At 53.6% G+C, this 16,636-nt stretch carries 13 protein-coding genes, 1 tRNA gene and 2 rRNA genes (1 of these 16 cut by a window edge); 9 read left to right on the forward strand and 7 right to left on the reverse strand.

Features of this window, described 5'->3' with window-relative positions; translation table 11 throughout:
- The 3 genes from QBD29_RS03920 to QBD29_RS03930 all read left to right on the forward strand — a co-directional run.
- A 23S ribosomal RNA gene (locus QBD29_RS03920) occupies window positions 1-2,257 on the forward strand (it extends 572 nt beyond the left edge of the window).
- 79 nt (window positions 2,258-2,336) lie between these two features.
- A 5S ribosomal RNA gene (gene rrf / locus QBD29_RS03925) occupies window positions 2,337-2,451 on the forward strand.
- A 164-nt stretch (window positions 2,452-2,615) separates the two neighbouring features.
- Window positions 2,616-3,215 (forward strand): hypothetical protein, encoded by a 600-nt coding sequence (locus tag QBD29_RS03930; RefSeq protein WP_280100015.1) that lies wholly within the window; start codon window positions 2,616-2,618, stop codon window positions 3,213-3,215.
- A gap of 34 nt (window positions 3,216-3,249) precedes the next feature.
- Here the strand turns inward: QBD29_RS03930 and QBD29_RS03935 are convergent, their stop codons facing one another.
- Window positions 3,250-3,657, reverse strand: coding sequence for a YkgJ family cysteine cluster protein (locus QBD29_RS03935; protein ID WP_280100016.1), 408 nt, complete (start codon window positions 3,655-3,657; stop codon window positions 3,250-3,252).
- Between the two features lie 264 nt (window positions 3,658-3,921).
- Between QBD29_RS03935 and QBD29_RS03940 the strand changes: the two genes are divergently transcribed.
- Complete coding sequence (locus QBD29_RS03940) at window positions 3,922-4,422, forward strand: acyloxyacyl hydrolase (protein ID WP_280100017.1); 501 nt, start codon at window positions 3,922-3,924, stop codon at window positions 4,420-4,422.
- Between the two features lie 99 nt (window positions 4,423-4,521).
- Window positions 4,522-4,598, forward strand: a tRNA-Met gene (locus QBD29_RS03945).
- 195 nt (window positions 4,599-4,793) lie between these two features.
- Here the strand turns inward: QBD29_RS03945 and QBD29_RS03950 are convergent.
- The 3 genes from QBD29_RS03950 to QBD29_RS03960 form a co-directional block, all read right to left on the reverse strand.
- Window positions 4,794-6,365, reverse strand: coding sequence for a sulfatase-like hydrolase/transferase (locus QBD29_RS03950; RefSeq protein ID WP_280100018.1), 1,572 nt, complete (start codon window positions 6,363-6,365; stop codon window positions 4,794-4,796).
- Entirely contained in the window at window positions 6,362-8,281 is a 1,920-nt protein-coding gene (locus QBD29_RS03955; protein ID WP_280100019.1) for a TRAP transporter fused permease subunit, read from the reverse strand. Before QBD29_RS03955 ends, QBD29_RS03950 begins: the two co-directional genes overlap by 4 nt.
- 70 nt (window positions 8,282-8,351) lie before the next feature.
- Window positions 8,352-9,359 carry a TAXI family TRAP transporter solute-binding subunit gene (locus tag QBD29_RS03960; RefSeq protein WP_280100020.1) on the reverse strand — a complete coding sequence of 336 codons (1,008 nt, stop codon included), beginning with the start codon at window positions 9,357-9,359 and terminating at the stop codon, window positions 8,352-8,354.
- An 89-nt stretch (window positions 9,360-9,448) separates the two neighbouring features.
- Between QBD29_RS03960 and QBD29_RS03965 the strand changes: the two genes are divergently transcribed.
- Both QBD29_RS03965 and acs read left to right on the forward strand, forming a co-directional pair.
- Window positions 9,449-10,348 carry a LysR family transcriptional regulator gene (locus tag QBD29_RS03965; protein WP_280100021.1) on the forward strand — a complete coding sequence of 300 codons (900 nt, stop codon included), beginning with the start codon at window positions 9,449-9,451 and terminating at the stop codon, window positions 10,346-10,348.
- Window positions 10,349-10,555: 207 nt separating this feature from the next.
- Window positions 10,556-12,514, forward strand: coding sequence for an acetate--CoA ligase (acs, locus tag QBD29_RS03970; protein WP_280100022.1), 1,959 nt, complete (start codon window positions 10,556-10,558; stop codon window positions 12,512-12,514).
- Between the two features lie 65 nt (window positions 12,515-12,579).
- On the opposite strand, the gene truA is transcribed toward acs, so the two are convergent.
- Entirely contained in the window at window positions 12,580-13,347 is a 768-nt protein-coding gene (truA, locus tag QBD29_RS03975) for a tRNA pseudouridine(38-40) synthase TruA (RefSeq protein WP_280100023.1), read from the reverse strand.
- Window positions 13,348-13,460: 113 nt separating this feature from the next.
- Between truA and QBD29_RS03980 the strand changes: the two genes are divergently transcribed.
- On the forward strand, window positions 13,461-14,867 hold the full coding sequence (locus QBD29_RS03980) for a YcjX family protein (protein ID WP_280100024.1): 1,407 nt from the start codon (window positions 13,461-13,463) through the stop codon (window positions 14,865-14,867).
- Window positions 14,864-15,847, forward strand: a complete 984-nt coding sequence (locus QBD29_RS03985) for a TIGR01620 family protein (protein ID WP_280100025.1) — start codon at window positions 14,864-14,866, stop codon at window positions 15,845-15,847. The genes QBD29_RS03980 and QBD29_RS03985 overlap by 4 nt, the downstream gene beginning before the upstream one ends.
- A 158-nt stretch (window positions 15,848-16,005) precedes the next feature.
- On the opposite strand, the gene QBD29_RS03990 is transcribed toward QBD29_RS03985, so the two are convergent.
- Together QBD29_RS03990 and QBD29_RS03995 are read right to left on the reverse strand one after the other, a co-directional pair.
- Window positions 16,006-16,425 (reverse strand): group III truncated hemoglobin, encoded by a 420-nt coding sequence (locus QBD29_RS03990; protein ID WP_280100026.1) that lies wholly within the window; start codon window positions 16,423-16,425, stop codon window positions 16,006-16,008.
- Window positions 16,422-16,577 carry a hypothetical protein gene (locus tag QBD29_RS03995; RefSeq protein ID WP_280100027.1) on the reverse strand — a complete coding sequence of 52 codons (156 nt, stop codon included), beginning with the start codon at window positions 16,575-16,577 and terminating at the stop codon, window positions 16,422-16,424. Before QBD29_RS03995 ends, QBD29_RS03990 begins: the two co-directional genes overlap by 4 nt.
- Window positions 16,578-16,636: the final 59 nt, after the last annotated feature.

Below are 16,636 nucleotides of genomic sequence, written 5' to 3' on the forward strand. Positions count from 1 at the left end.
CTGACGGCGTACCTTTTGTATAATGGGTCAACGACTTGGTCTTACTAGCAAGCTTAAGCCGATAGGTGTAGGCGCAGCGAAAGCGAGTCTTAATAGGGCGAATGAGTTAGTAGGATCAGACCCGAAACCGAGTGATCTAGGCATGACCAGGTTGAAGGTAAGGTAACACTTACTGGAGGACCGAACCCACACCTGTTGAAAAAGGTCGGGATGAGTTGTGCCTAGGGGTGAAAGGCCAATCAAACTCGGAGATAGCTGGTTCTCCGCGAAATCTATTTAGGTAGAGCGTCGTCTGAATACCCCGGGGGGTAGAGCACTGGATGGGTAATGGGGCCCCACAGGCTTACTGATCCTAACCAAACTCCGAATACCCGGGAGTACTAGACGGCAGACACACTGCGGATGCTAACGTCCGTAGTGGAGAGGGAAACAACCCTGACCTCCAGCTAAGGCCCCTAATTCATGGCTAAGTGGGAAAGCAGGTGGGACGACCAAAACAACCAGGAAGTTGGCTTAGAAGCAGCCATCTTTTAAAGATAGCGTAACAGCTCACTGGTCTAATTAAGTTATCCTGCGGCGAAGATGTACCGGGGCTCAAGCCATGAGCCGAAGCTGAGGACGCACTATGTGCGTGGTAGCGGAGCGTTCTGTGATATAGAACGCTGCGTCTTTAGTACCTTCGGGTATTACGGACGCAATGTTCTGACTGTGAAGCCGGCCTGTAAGGGATCCGGTGGAGTGATCAGAAGTGAGAATGTTGACATGAGTAGCGATAAAGAGTGTGAGAGACACTCTCGCCGAAAGTCCAAGGGTTCCTGCTTAAAGCTAATCTGAGCAGGGTAAGCCGACCCCTAAGGCGAGGCCGAAAGGCGTAGTCGATGGGAAACCGTTTAATATTACGGTGCCAGGAAGATGTGACGGATCATGAAGATTGTTCGCCCTTATTGGATTGGGCGGGCCGTTAATTGGTCCCTGGAAATAGCCTTCCATTAGATCGTACCCTAAACCAACACAGGTGGACTGGTAGAGTATACCAAGGCGCTTGAGAGAACTGCATTGAAGGAACTCGGCAAAATGCCTCCGTAAGTTCGCGAGAAGGAGGCCCGGTCAGTAGGCAACTATTGGCTGGGGGCACAGACCAGGGGGTGGCGACTGTTTACTAAAAACACAGGGCTCTGCGAAGTCGCAAGACGACGTATAGGGTCTGACGCCTGCCCGGTGCCGGAAGGTTAAAAGGAGGAGTGCAAGCTCCGAATTGAAGCCCCGGTAAACGGCGGCCGTAACTATAACGGTCCTAAGGTAGCGAAATTCCTTGTCGGGTAAGTTCCGACCTGCACGAATGGCGTAACGACTTCCCCGCTGTCTCCAATGCAGACTCAGCGAAATTGAATTGCCTGTTAAGATGCAGGCTTCCCGCGGTTAGACGGAAAGACCCCGTGCACCTTTACTACAGCTTCACACTGGCAATAGGTCAGACGTGTGCAGGATAGGTGGTAGGCTTTGAAACTCGGACGCCAGTTCGGGTGGAGCCTCCCTTGAGATACCACCCCTGTCTGTCTTATTGTCTAACCGCGGACCGTTATCCGGTTCCGGGACCCTGTGTGGCGGGTAGTTTGACTGGGGCGGTCGCCTCCTAAAGAGTAACGGAGGCGCGCGATGGTGGGCTCAGACCGGTCGGAAATCGGTCGTCGAGTGCAATGGCATAAGCCCGCCTGACTGCGAGACTGACAAGTCGAGCAGAGACGAAAGTCGGTCATAGTGATCCGGTGGTCCCGAGTGGAAGGGCCATCGCTCAACGGATAAAAGGTACGCCGGGGATAACAGGCTGATACTGCCCAAGAGTCCATATCGACGGCAGTGTTTGGCACCTCGATGTCGGCTCATCTCATCCTGGGGCTGGAGCAGGTCCCAAGGGTACGGCTGTTCGCCGTTTAAAGAGGTACGTGAGCTGGGTTTAGAACGTCGTGAGACAGTTCGGTCCCTATCTGCCGTGGGTGTAGGAGACTTGATGGGAGTTGCCCCTAGTACGAGAGGACCGGGGTGAACGATCCACTGGTGGATCTGTTGTTGCGCCAGCAGCAGTGCAGAGTAGCTATGATCGGACAGGATAACCGCTGAAGGCATCTAAGCGGGAAGCCCCCCCAGAAACAAGGTCTCCCTTGAGGGCCGTGGAAGACCACCACGTCGATAGGTCGGAGATGTAAGCGTAGTGATACGTTCAGTTGACCGATACTAATTGCCCGATAGGCTTGATTTGATCCAGTAATAGTAAGACTGGACAAAAGTCGGAAAGACGACCTGCTTAGCAGGGTCTCGTGTAAAGAATGTTTTTTTGGTTTGGTGGTCATAGCACAAGTGAAACACCCGATCCCATCCCGAACTCGGCCGTTAAGCACTGTTGCGCTGATGGTACTGCGTCTTAAGACGTGGGAGAGTAAGTCACTGCCAGACCTAAAAAGCATTCTTAGTGTTCTCGAACGATGAAATAACGCCAAGGCTGTCCGCAAGGGCGGTTTTTTGCGTTTTGGACTGGTGATTTCTGCAAATTTTGGCTGTATATTTGTCTTCAATGTTCCCGTTGGGATCATATTGATTGGTTTTTTGAGGAACGATCTATGAAATTCAGCCCTATACTTCTTTGCTTGGTTGCTCTTTTGATGGCAACAGCAACAAAAAGTAATGCGGACGAGATCGACCCAGCCGGGTACAAGATTATTCGCCATTTCGACAAAGTGTTGTCTCGCAAAGGGACACGAGATTTGGGGAGAGCTTTTGTAAAATATGGATATTTTAGTGCGTTTGCCGTGTCTTCCGCCCCTGGCGAGACCACATATGGGTTCAAGGTTGGGGCGTCTGACCGAGAATTTGCGCAAAAACGGGCTATTGCGATATGTTCCAGCTATTTAAAACGTAACAGGCACAAGGGACCGTGCAAATTATACGCTGAGGTTATCCCTTCGAATGCACAGAAGGTGTATACTGTGAATGGCGATACTCTGTCTCAATGGACCGCGAAGGGCTATGCTCGTTATCTGGCTGACACAAAGAATAAGCACAAAGCCTTTGTCTATACGCGCAACGGAGGGTGGGCGTATGGCAAAAGCGCAGTCAGTTTTGATGATGCGAAGCGAAAGGCGATGACAAAGTGTAAGGGCTACACCAAGAGGACATCTGAATTGCCAAGCGAGATCACCATGTGTCGACTCGCGCCCTAACACGAGCGAATGCGGTTAGGTTTAGGTTGAGGGCTTATGCACGCAGAAATGCGGTCTTTAGTAGCTTTTTGAACGCGACTTTGGCCTGCTTTGCCTCTTCTCCGCCCGCATGATCGGCTGTGTCTTTTAGGTCTTTTAGTTGCGCGATCAGCGCTTGTGCTTTGTCCTTTGTGATGGCGCCGATTTGGGCGCGATGTAGGACAGAACAGGAAAACACGGCGCAAGACTTTGGCCTAATATGATACGCTGTACAGCCTTCAAATCGACTGAGGGCGATGCAGGGTAGGGACAAATCGGTTGTTGATCCGTTGCACATGCCAGGTTGGTGTTGTTCCAAACGACGCGCTTCGGTGGCGGAAATAGAGATAGACTTAAACAAAGAGCCATTGCAGCACATTTGGCAAGACACGCAGAGATCGGAAGCAAGAGTGCTGTCAGTCATTTGGAACCCCAGTTTTGTTGCTCAATGCTACCATATGGTTTTCAGAACAAAGGCCAAGGGAGCTGGCCCTAAATTCGTAGAGTGACTTCGAAATCAAGCATTACCTAGGTGCAACACAGTGAGGCGATCGCGCCCAAACACAAAATTGTAACTTGCAGTGTGGAACAAGAATGTGGTATTTTCCAAGAAAAGACGATGATTTGATTTTAGAATATTTATTTAAATCATCTTGTAAAAAACCGAATAATCGAAGGATTACTAGAAATGCAGAAGAGTTCTTTCTGTAAAAGCCTCCTAATTGCCCTGTGTAGCTCTTTCTGTGCAAGCGCCGCTTCAGCGGACGAACTTGTTTTTGGCGTCGCGACAGATTTTGGCAATAGCCAAAGAGATTCTATTCATGCTCTCGATGTCGAGTATCACTTTGACCCGTTCCGGAGATTTCTTGGCGGGCAGCTGGCGGTGTTTGGTGTTGGGCAAATTGATAACCAAGGGAGCGTCTATCTGGGGCTTGGCTTGTCAAACCAATGGAAGATTGGCGGGAATTGGTTTGCTGAAGGCAGTTTTGCAGCTGGTTATTACGATGCTGGTTCAACTGGGCTTGATCTGGGCGGGAATGTGCAGTTCCGAACGCTTGTTGGTGTTGGATATCAGCTGACAGAACAAAGCCGAATTTCCCTTGCTGTGGACCATATGTCGAATGCTAGCTTGGAAGAGTTAAACCCAGGGATCGACAAAGTCTCAGTGAGATACAGCCGAAAATTTTGATGGGCCAACGCCGTACGGGTTTGCAAAAAAATTGAAAAATTGTGTGTTTTTGCCATTGTAGTTGGCGTGTAACGGGGGTACATCGGGCTTCTAAATTGGCGCGGGGTGGAGCAGCCCGGTAGCTCGTCAGGCTCATAACCTGAAGGTCGTAGGTTCAAATCCTACCCCCGCAACCAACTTAGTTTCCCTTACATTGACGGTACGTGCGCCACTTCTTTTGCGCAGAACCTACGCTCTAACGGTCTATCGCTTTCGGGTTTTGTTACAAAACCCTGCCGCGACTGCGGACATCGGGATTGCTGGTTTTGAACCAAGGGTCCTGCACGCGTTGGAGTGCAGGGCCTTTGCTTTTTCGGCCCGCGTGTAGGCGATTATGCTCTGTATGCGGGGAGCGGTGCGCGGTCTTGGAGGTCGATCATACGGCGGAGCATTTGATCGCTGACCTTTGCACGGATCTGTTCGTTTGCGGGATCGCCGTAGAGGTTGTTCACCTCGTCTGGGTCGTTTTCCAGATCATACAGCTCGTCCCAGTCTTCGCCTTCGCGCAGGGACATGCGGTATTTGTCTGTGACAACCGTGCGCACCCGTTGGGGGCGGTCAAAACCTGTCATTGTGCGTTGGCTGTCTTCTTCGACGATGATCGCTTCTGGGGGAGTCGCGTTTAGAAGATCGCGACCTTGAAGGCCGTTGTAAGGTTGAATTCCAGCACGTGCGAGAATGGTGGCAGAGATATCAATGGACGAGCCGAGCCCCTGATCGAGTGCGTTTGACGCGGGTGCGGCGGGATCGTTCCAAATGAAGGGAACACGAATAATGCCTTGATAATGCAGCAGCAATTTCAGCATCAGACTGTGATCACCCATGTAATCGCCGTGATCTGACGTGAATATAACAACCGTATTGTCAGCCAAGCCGAGTGTTTCCAAACGTTTTAGGACCCGCCCAATCGCATCGTCGATCATTGTGATCATACCGTACGTCAGAGCGATAATGGCGCGAGCTTCGTCTTCGGTTACCGCAAATGGGCTTTGATTGTCGCGCGGGTCAGTTCCATTCTCCATCGCGTCTTTCATGGCTTTGATCGGGGGGAGCGTGCTTTTGCCAAAGGACGACGGCAGGGGAATATCCGCAGGGTCATACATATCCCAGTACCGACCAGGGGGTGTGAAGGGATGGTGTGGATCTGGGAAGGACATTTGCAAAAAGAACGGTGCGTCTTGTTCGGCTTGTTCTGCAAGCCACGCTTCGGAGCGATCAGCAACCCATGTGGTTGAATAAAGCTCTTCTGGGACCGCGGTGCGCCAGGCTTGTGGTGCGTCGATTCGATCGTCTGGCAGGGCGTTGTCTTTGCCTGTCAGGTTGTCAAAATCTGGATGCTGTTCACGCGCCCACAACAGATAGTCGCCCGATGCCTGATCGGCGTGGTCTGCGCAGACTTCAACGTGGTTAAACCCATAGAAATCACCGTCAATGCGGTCCGCCAATGGGGTATCCCATTGAGGCGCAAGTTCGAGATCGTAGTCTTCGGAGTGGCGGTTGTCTTTGTAAGCATCACGCAGGTTTGCGGATGGGGTGGACATGCCGTCTTTGGCTTCGAATGTGTTGGTTGCGGGCAGGCCGGTGAAGCTTTGGAGGTGGGACTTGCCAATCAATCCTGTATTGTAGCCCGCATCACGCAGCAATTCGACAAAGGTCGTGTGGTCCTTGGACAAAGGAATGCCGTTGTGACGTGCCCCATGCACTGAACACATGCGCCCTGTCATAATAGAGGCGCGATTGGGCATACAGATCGGATTGGCAACGTAGAATTTATCCCAGCGTGTTCCGCCTTTGGCGATGCCGTCGATGTTTGGCGTTTGCACGATGTTGTTGCCGTAACAGCCAAGATGATCCGCCCGATGCTGGTCGGTGATGATGAACAGAAAATTTGGTTTTTTGGTCATTGTGCTGCCTCGGAGTTGGATGCCGCAGTGCGAGCCGCGCGCACATCAAAGGCGATAAGCGCGAGGCCGAGGCATACGGCGGGGACGTGGAACATTGGGTCAGTGGCCAAGCAGGTGAAGGCCGTAACGAAGCGGATGACAATCTCGGGGATTGTAAGTTTGCGACGATCAAACCCTGACAGTGCGGAAGAGAACAGCCAGATGCAAAAACATGTGCGTGCTGTGATCCAGAGGAAGGGGAGCAGGCTGAATTCTTCGACGATCAGAATGGTCGGGTAGAAGGCAAAGACAAAGGGGATGATGAATTTTGCCATACCAAGTCTGAACGACATGAATGCAGTCATCAAAGGGTTTGCGCGCGCAATGGGCGCGGCGGCATAGGCAGCGATGGCCACAGGCGGCGTGAGTGAAGACGCAACACCGTAGTAGAAGACAAACATGTGTGCTGTCAGCATGGATACGCCCAAGGCTTGGATCGCGGGACCCATCACGAGGATGATGATGAGGTAGGCTGGCAAAGTTGGCATGCCCATGCCCAAGATCAAAGCCCCTGCCATGGCAACGAGCAGTGCGGAGAACAGGCTTTCACCACGAATGGCTGCGATGACATTGGCGAGTTTCAGCCCCAAGCCCGTGGAATCAAGCGAGCCTACAAGGATGCCGATGGCCGCGATTGCGATAAGCAATGTGGCCCCAGATTCAGCCCCCTTGAGGAAAGATTTCCAAACGCGGCTAGGGTCGCGGCGCACTTCGGGATTGATGGCGCACAAAAGCACCAGAACAACCACGGCGTAAAAGCCTGATGCAGATGTGGACATACCTGCCAGAAGAGAGCCAATCACGACGAGGATCGGACCCACAAACAGGACAGAATTGATCATGTCTGTGCGTGTGATTTCATCATCCACGGTCATTTCTTGTACGTCGATGCCTTGGCGGCGTGCTTCGACTGTGACGGCGGAAAACAGGCTGAAGTAATAGAACAAAGCGGGGAACAGGGCCGCGACAATGATGCTAAGGTAGCCAACACCTGTCAGGTCCGCCATGACAAGCGCCGCAGCCCCCATGATGGGCGGCATGATTTGTCCGCCAGAGGAGGCCGTTGCCTCAATCCCGGCGGCAAAGGTGGGGGAGAAGCCACGCTTTTTGATCATTGGAATTGTGAAAGTACCAGTGCCAACAATGTTGGCAACTGTCGAACCAGACATGGTGCCAAACATAGACGAGGACAGAATCGCAGCGTGAGCAGGGCCGCCCCGTGTGCGGCGCGTGGCGAGGAAGGCGAATTTCAGAAGTGTATCGCCGGCGCCTGTTCCTTCGAGCAAGACGCCGAAAATGATGAAGATAAAGACGGTGCTGAGAACGATATTGGTGATAGAGCCGAACACACCTTTGTTGGTGTTGTACCAGAGTGCTTCTGCCACTTCTTTGAGGGAGAAGCCTGAGTGGGCGAGAATGCTTGGTAGGTCTTGGCCGAAGAGCAAATAGACAACGCCGAAGGTGCCAACCCCAAACAGCCCCCAGCCCCAGAGGCGGCGGCACAGTTCGAGAAAGACAACAAGCCCAGCGAGTGCGGGCCACGCGTCTTTGGATGTGACGTCGTAGAGTGCTGTTTCCATTTCGGATTGCACGAAGTGGAAAGACCAGATCGACCAAAGCCCGACCACGACCAAAGCGAAATCGATAACGAGGTGAAACGGTGCGGATGTTGCGCCACGTTCTGCGCGACGTTTTTGTGACACGGAGACGGCAACGATCAGAGCGAGTGCAAAGCCAGCGGCCCGATGCAGTTTCGGATCAATCAGGCCAATGCCCGAGCTGTAGAGTGTGATCAGACCCAGCGCGAGGCAGGCAATGGCCGCAGCGATTGCAAACAGGCGGGTCGTGACGCTGGCTGTGGGGGCCGCATCCGTCATGGCGTTTCACTTTCTGAGAAATAAAAAAGAAGGTGTCGGGCAGCGTGTGCCGCCCGACAGGTGTACTTGATTAAGGGCGCAGAGCGTCTGGGATCGTGAAGCCTGCTTCTTCGTAGTAGCGCAAAGCACCTGGGTGCAATGGAACGTTCACAGATGTGAAGGCGCTTTCTTTTGTGACTTCTTTCAGGAAGAACGCGGTTGCGTGTACTTCGTCGAGGTTTTCCCAGAATGCTTTGGTTGCGTTGTACACAACGTCATCGGATACACCTGCGTGCGTGCCAACGAATTGTGTAAAGCCGAGAGCTGTGATTTCGCCTGTTGTCAGCTGGCCTTTGTAAACGCCGCCGTCAAATTGCAACATGCCACGACCAGGACGGCCAAACAGAGCCTTCATTTCGTCGCTGGCGATTTTGTCTGCTGGAATGGACAGAACGCGGAATTCGCCTGACAGGCCGAAGCGTTCGATGTTGGCTGACCCGATTTCAGCAGGGCGGACCATCATGTCGATTTTGCCGTCTGCCAGAGCGGCATAACCTTCGCCCCAGCTGAGGCGTACTGCGGTGTAGTCTTCACCTGCAACAAAACCAGTGACGATTTTGATCAGGGCTTCGGATGTGGCAGACGCGGAGCCAGCTGGCGGACCCGTGAACACGGTTTTGCCTTTGATGTCTGACCAGTCTTCGATGCCAGAACCCGCCAGCGTTACAGGGTGGTATGCGCCCGCTTTAAAGCCGAGGATTGCGCGAATGTTTTTTGACAATTCGCCTGCGCCTTCGACGTTTTTATACATGCGCTTTTGGCCAGCCATCAGATTTACCAAAGACGGCACGGTTGAGAAAAAGTCGATGTCGCCTTTGGCGCCTTTGAGCATGGATTTCGTGAGCGTTTGGCCCGCGTTTACCTGAATTTCCACATCTGCTTTGCCTGCTTGGTTTGCAAAAGCCACAAACATTGTGTGAACAGGATCACCGACGCCGGCGGTTTCGCCTTTGAAGATTTCTGCGGACACTGCGGCAGGCAGTGACAAAGCAAGAGTTGCAGCCAGAACCGTTTGGCCCAGCGATTTTAAGTTGATCATAGTATCCTCCGATTGAACTTGCCGCGATGGTATCAGGTTCGATTGTTGTGGAATAATCAATTTATTCGAGGTATACATATCAATTAGTTATGAAAATTGATCCCAAACATTTGGCCCAGCTTTCGGTTATCGTCGAAGCAGGGTCGTTTCAGTCGGCCGCCAATCGGTTGGGCACGACACAGCCTGCGTTAAGCCGAAATATGAAGGCGTTGGAAACGCGGTTGGGAACACCATTGTTTCATCGGGAAGGGCGCAGATCGGTCGCGAACAGTCTGGCGTTGCGTTTGGCGCGGAATGGGATGGCAATCCGTTTGGCCGAAGAGCAGGCGGGTATTGTGGCGGATCAGACAGCAAAAGGATCGGTGGGTGAGTTGCGCATCGGTGCGCCGCCCATTGTGTCGGGGCGGTTCCTGAGCGAGCCCATGACACGGTTTATCCGAGCAAACCCAAATTGCAGCGTCGAGATTCGCACTGGGCTGGTGCATGAGTTGCGCAGTATGTTGGAGCGCGGACAGATTGATCTTGTGTTTGGGCCAGACAGTTTGGCCGAACCGATGGATGGATTGGTGTTTGAAGAATTGATCGATGACGGCGTGGGCGTGATGTGCCGTTCTGGCCATGTTTTGGCGACCCGCAAGCAGATTATGGCGTCTGATCTTGAAGCGCAGGTTTGGCTGGCGCATTCGCGGGGTAGTTTGTTACGGCAACAAACAGAAGCGGCCATGACCGCATCTGGTGTGCGATCCATGCAGATTGGGTGTGAAACGGATTCAATTCGCTCGGTTCTGGAAATCGTGGCTGAGACAGATTTGATTACAACAATGCCCAAAGCAACGACGGCCCCATACCTTGAGGATCGATTGGTATTTTTGCCGTTTGATCATCCGCAGTTTCACAGACCCCTTGGTGCGATACGGCGCGGCAATACTCGATCGAGCAAGATTGAGGATAGTTTTCTGCACTTGCTGCGGCAGATGTTTCAGAGCTGAATCGATGCCAATAGAGGATGGGAATGGGTTGTGAGTCACAAAATTGATCAATAATTGGGCCATTCCGTAAGAAATTTTACAAAAAATGCGTTCTAAACCATTGGATTAGGCGATTTTTGACAGATTTCCCTGTATGCGTTGACTAAAGGTGCGGGGTTCGGTCAATTGGGCGGACACGCTTGTTTGGACTTTGTGGGAGAACGACCAATGGCTGCTGACAGCTCTAACTCTGAAATTATTCCTGTTCCTGCGGATATCGCAGCCAATGCGCATATTGATGCGGCCAAGTACAAGGCGATGTATGATGCGTCCATTGCGGACCCTGACGCATTTTGGGGGGAACAGGCCCAGCAGTTGCAGTGGTCAAACCCGTTCACAAAGGTGAAGAACACAACATACGAACATCCAAATGTTTCCATTAAGTGGTTCGAAGATGGTGCGTTGAACGTGTCTGAGAATTGTATTGATCGCCATGTGGCGACGCGCGGTGATCAAACGGCGATCATTTGGGAGCCAGACAGCCCGACCGAAGCATCCAAGCATATCACCTACAAGGAATTGCACACTCAGGTGAGCAAGTTGGCGAATGTGTATAAATCCTTGGGCGTTGGCAAAGGGGATCGTGTGGTTTTGTATATGCCTATGATCCCAGAGGCGGCTTATGCGATGCTGGCTTGTGCGCGGATTGGGGCGATTCATTCGATTGTTTTCGGTGGTTTTTCCCCAGATGCCTTGGCGGCGCGGATTTCTGGGTGTGATGCGAAACTGGTTGTTACGGCGGATCAAGCACCACGTGGCGGCAAGGCGACGCCGTTGAAAGTGAACGCGGATAAGGCGATGGAATCCTGCGGTGACGTGACCATGTTGGTTGTGGAACGCACGGGTGCGGATGTTGGGTTGAAGGCGGGGCGGGATCATTCCTATTCTGCGTTGATGGCCGATGCGTCTGCTGACTGTCCTGCCGAGCAGATGAACGCTGAAGACCCGCTGTTTATTTTGTACACGTCTGGGTCAACAGGGATGCCCAAAGGGGTTGTGCATTCCACGGCGGGATATTTGCTGTATGCAGCGATGACGCATAAATATGTGTTTGATTACAAAGATGGCGACATTTTCTGGTGTACGGCAGATGTGGGCTGGGTCACGGGGCACAGCTATATCGTGTATGGGCCGCTGGCGAATGGGGCGACGACCCTGATGTTTGAAGGGGTTCCGACATACCCAGATGCGAGCCGTTTCTGGCAGGTGTGTGAAGAGCATAAAGTGAACCAATTCTATACCGCACCAACGGCCATTCGAGCGTTGATGGGGCAGGGCGATGATTTTGTCACCAAATGCGATTTGTCGTCTTTGCGGATTTTGGGCACAGTTGGTGAGCCGATCAATCCAGAGGCGTGGAATTGGTACAACGACGTGGTTGGCAAAGGGAATTGCCCGATTGTGGATACGTGGTGGCAGACAGAAACAGGGGGTCATTTGATGACGCCGCTGCCAGGAGCCATTGGCACAAAGCCTGGATCCTGTACCTTGCCGTTCTTTGGGGTGCAGCCCGTGATTTTGGAGCCGACAACGGGTGAAGAAATTCACGATGTTGAGGCCGAGGGCGTATTGTGTATCAAAGACAGCTGGCCTGCGCAGATGCGCACGGTCTATGGGGATCATGATCGGTTCGTGAAGACGTATTTCGACGATTATAAGGGATATTATTTCACGGGTGATGGCTGTCGTCGGGATGCGGATGGGTATTACTGGATCACAGGTCGTGTGGATGATGTGATTAACGTATCTGGCCACCGCATGGGTACGGCGGAAGTGGAAAGCGCGCTTGTGGCCCATGACAAAGTGGCCGAAAGTGCGGTTGTTGGCTATCCGCACGATATCAAAGGGCAGGGAATTTACGCCTATGTTACGTTGATGTCTGGCGAGGAGCCAACGGAAGCGTTGCGTAAGGAATTGTCTGATTGGGTGCGAAAGGAAATCGGCCCGATTGCAAAGCCTGATTTGATTCAATGGGCTCCAGGATTGCCAAAAACGCGGTCAGGCAAAATCATGCGGCGCATTTTGCGCAAGATTGCTGAGGATGATTTTGGTGCGCTGGGCGATACGTCAACGCTGGCGGACCCAAGTGTGGTGGATGATCTGATTGAGAATCGGATGAACCGCTGACGGCAAATTTTGAGTATTTTAGGACAAAAGAAACAGGGCGTTGGAGTTTTTTCAGCGCCCTTTTTCTATGCGAATGGGTCAGTGGGGTATTTCACATGGGCGAGGTAGAGGCCGTGTGGGGGGCAGACTGTTCCGCAATGGCTGCGGTCTTTTGCGTCTAACGCGTCTCGCACGCGGCCGGGGTGCCAAGAGCCGCTGCCCACGTGCTCTAGGGTGCCAACAAAGCTGCGCACTTGGTTGTGGAGGAAGGAGCGGGCGCGAATTTTGAAGTGGTATTCTGTGCCGCCTTCGTAGGCGTGTTCGGTGATGGAGAGTTCATCGAGTGTGCGCACAGGGCTGTCTGCTTGGCAGATTGTGGAGCGGAACGTTGTGAAATCGTGGCGGCCCAAAAGGTGGTTTGCCCCCGTTTGCATGGCGGCAAGGTCGAGGGGTTTGCGGACTTGCCACACAAGGCCTTCGTCGTGGGTGACGGGGGCGCGGCGTGCGATGAGGCGGAAGTGGTATGTGCGTTCCAGCGCAGTGAATCTGGCGTGGAAATCATCTTCAACGCGGGCGCAGTTGGTGATGGCGATGGGATTCGGTTTGAGGTGGAAATTCAACGCCTCGGACAAACGAAAAGGGTCCCAATCGGTGGCCATGTCCAGATGTGCCACTTGGCCGGTTGCGTGAACGCCTGCGTCGGTGCGGCCCGCCCCTTGTATGCCTTGATGATCTTTCTCCAGCACGCGCAAGGCGGATTCGATGCAGCCTTGCACCGAAGTGAGGTCCGTTTGGCGTTGCCAGCCGACAAAAGGTTTGCCGTGGTATTCGATTTTGAGCGCATATCTGGGCATTTCAGTGCGATACCCTGTGGATGCGTGTTTGCCAAGTCTATGAAATGGAGCGCAGCATGCCTACATTAGGACGGAAGCGTTGAAAGGATTGCGTTATTTTAGGCATTGGCACAGTGATTGATGGCATCACGCGGCAGGTTGAATTGCTGTCTGATGGGGTGAGTGAAACGTTTTTCGAACCTGTTATTCGGTTGGGGGTGACGGGTTTGTCACGCGCCGGTAAGACGGTGTTTATCACGTCTTTGGTGGCGAACCTGCTTGATCGGGGGCGGATGCCGGCCTTGCGGGCTGCGGGGCAAGGACGGATTGAGGCGGCGTTTTTGCAGCCTCAACCCAATGATATTGTGCCGCGGTTCGACTATGAAACACATCTGTCTGCGATGACGGGTGAGGGTGCGCATTGGCCCGAAAGCACACGGGCGATTTCGCAGTTGCGGTTGTCGTTGAAGGTGGCCCCTGCGGGGGTGTTGTCGGCGCTGAAATCGGCGCGGACCGTACATATTGATATTGTGGATTACCCTGGTGAGTGGTTGTTGGATTTACCGCTGATGGAACAAAGCTTTGCTGAATGGTCCGAATCGGCGATTTCGCTGGCGCGTGGACCAGCGCGCGCGGAGATGGCGGCAGAGTGGTTGGCGCTGTTGGACGAAACGGACGGGGCGTCGGCGCTCGCGGAGCCAGTGGCGCAAAAGTTGGCGGCGGCGTTTACGGATTATTTGCAAGCGTGTCGGGCGGCTGGACTTTCGGCTTGTGCCCCTGGTCGGTTCTTGATGCCAGGGGATTTGGCTGGGTCGCCTGCGTTAACGTTTTCACCGTTATTGCCGAGCGATACGCCGCGCCGCTCTTTGGCGCGTGAAATGGCACGGCGGTATGAGGCCTATAAAAATCAGGTGGTGTATCCGTTTTTTCGGGATCATTTTTCGCGCATAGATCGCCAAGTGGTGTTGGTGGATGCGCTGGGCGCAATCCATGCGGGCCCCCAAGCGGTGGGTGATTTGCGCGATGCACTGGCCGAGATTATGGGATGTTTTAAAGCGGGGCAGAACGGTTGGTTTTCGGCGTTGCGCGGTAAATCTGTGGAGCGGGTTTTGTTCGCTGCCACAAAGGCGGACCATGTGCATCAATCCCAGCATCAGGCGTTGACCCATATCATGGGTGCGTTGGTGCGGTCGGCGCGGCAAAAGGCAGAATTTCAGGGGGCACGCACGGATGCGATGGCGATTGCGTCTTTGCGGGCCACGACCGAAGAAACGCGCACGCATGATGGGGAAACTCTTGATCTTGTGCGCGGGCGCTCGCTTGAAACAGGGAAGCAGGTGGCGATGTATGCGGGGGCGTTGCCAGAGGATGCGTCGGTTTTGCTGAAACCTGCAGAAGCGGATCAGCAAGGGTGGTTAAACGGAGAATATGCGGTGATGGGATTTGCACCTGCGGAGGCATCGCCCAAGGCAGGGGATGGGCCACCCCATATTCGGCTGGATCGTGTGGCGGAGTTTTTGATTGGGGATCGGTTGGGATGAGTAAAAAGCCTGTGGTGATCGAGCTGGATGACAGCGAGCCTGTGCCGACTCCTGTAGACGCCCCTGTTGTGATGAGCGAAACGCCCGCGCCTGCGCTGGAACATGGCTTGCGATTTGCGGCGCGGCGGCGTGGGTTTGGAATTTGGCGGCTATTTTGGGCGGCGGTGGTTGCGTTGATCACGTTTATGATTGGCGTGTTCGTCTGGGATTTTGCGGCAGAAATGCTGGCGCGCAATGTTTGGCTGGGCCGTGCGGCGCTGATCCTGCTGGGGTTGGCGATGTTGGCGTTACTAAGCGTGGCAGGGCGCGAGTTGGCGACCCTATCGCGGCTCAAACGGATTGATGGGCTGCGCGGTGATGCGGAAGCTGTCATTCAATCAGGGGACATGGGGCAGGCCAAAGCGTTTCAAGCGCGATTGCTGCGGCTGTATCGCGGGCGGGCCGATGTGCGCTGGGCGCTTGCAGAGATCGAGGATGGGCAGGCGGATGTGTTTGATGCGGCGTCGTTGGTGCAGCTGAATGAAACCCAATTGATGCGGGCATTGGATGACCAGGCGCAAGGGTGTATCGAAAACGCCGCGCGGCAGGTGGCAACGGCAACGGCGATTGTACCTTTGGCCTTTGCCGATGTGATTGTGGCGTTGACGGCGAATTTGCGCATGATCCGACAGATTGCGCAGATATATGGCGGGCGATCTGGCACCTTTGGCGCGTGGCGATTGACCAAAGCGGTTGCGGCGCATTTGGTGGCCACGGGAGCTGTTGCTATTGGCGATGATCTGATTGGATCGGTTGCTGGTGGCGGTGTTTTGTCAAAAATCTCGCGTAGGTTTGGGGAAGGTGTGATCAACGGCGCGTTGACCGCGCGGGTTGGAGTTGCCGCGATGGAAGTGTGCCGCCCGATGCCGTTTATAAATGAAGACAAGCCGCGTGTGACGGGAATTATTAAGCGCAGTTTGACGGGGCTGTTTGGCCGATGATGTCCCGAGAGGTTTGGCGCAAAGCTTAACAATGAGTTAACCTTGACGCGTCTTAGAACACGCGTCGTCAACAACGCGTCGAGCAAGACGCGTCTGGGTTAGGTGTTTGGTAAGGACTTGGGGGCAATTGACGGCGCTGTCGTTTGATGGGCGGCGTTTCATACCAAATTTGGTGGTGCTCCGGTGCGATGGCTTTGCATCTCTACCCCCATGCGCAGGCTCCGCCCGATGCGGTGGGCAAGGGCAGACCATTGAACTGCGATTTCTGGTGAGAGTATGGCGCTTAACGTTGCATCAAAAAGGTTCAGCCAATCCGTAAACATGCGCGGTTCGAGGGCTGAGATGCCCGAATGTACGAGCATGGGATTGCCGTCATAGCCGCGTTCATACAGGAGCGCATTGGACCAGAAATCTGTGATTTTGGCTTCATGGGCGTGCCAGATAGCGGGGTCTTTGGACAAGATGTCATTAAACAGCGGTCCAAGAACAGGATCCACACGCACGTTTGCGTAAAATTGGTGAACCACCTGTTCGATTTGGGGGCGTGTAACGGCTATGCGTGGCGGTTGCGCGGTCAATTCAGAATCCAAACCACGATCAGCCCAAGCGGCAACCAAAACAGCATGTTGAAAAAGGAGCGGAGCAAGCCGAGCTCGCCTTTTGGGTCTACGTCGAAGGCTTCGCACATTTTGGTGCCAGGCCAGAGGATGACATCTGCGATCTTTTCCATTTGGGGAGTCCTTTAATAGGTATTTTGGATGCGTATTTTATATACTTGTTAAATGCGTA

Origin of the sequence: Amylibacter sp. IMCC11727 (genome assembly GCF_029854195.1) — a bacterium.
GTDB lineage: Bacteria > Pseudomonadota > Alphaproteobacteria > Rhodobacterales > Rhodobacteraceae > Amylibacter.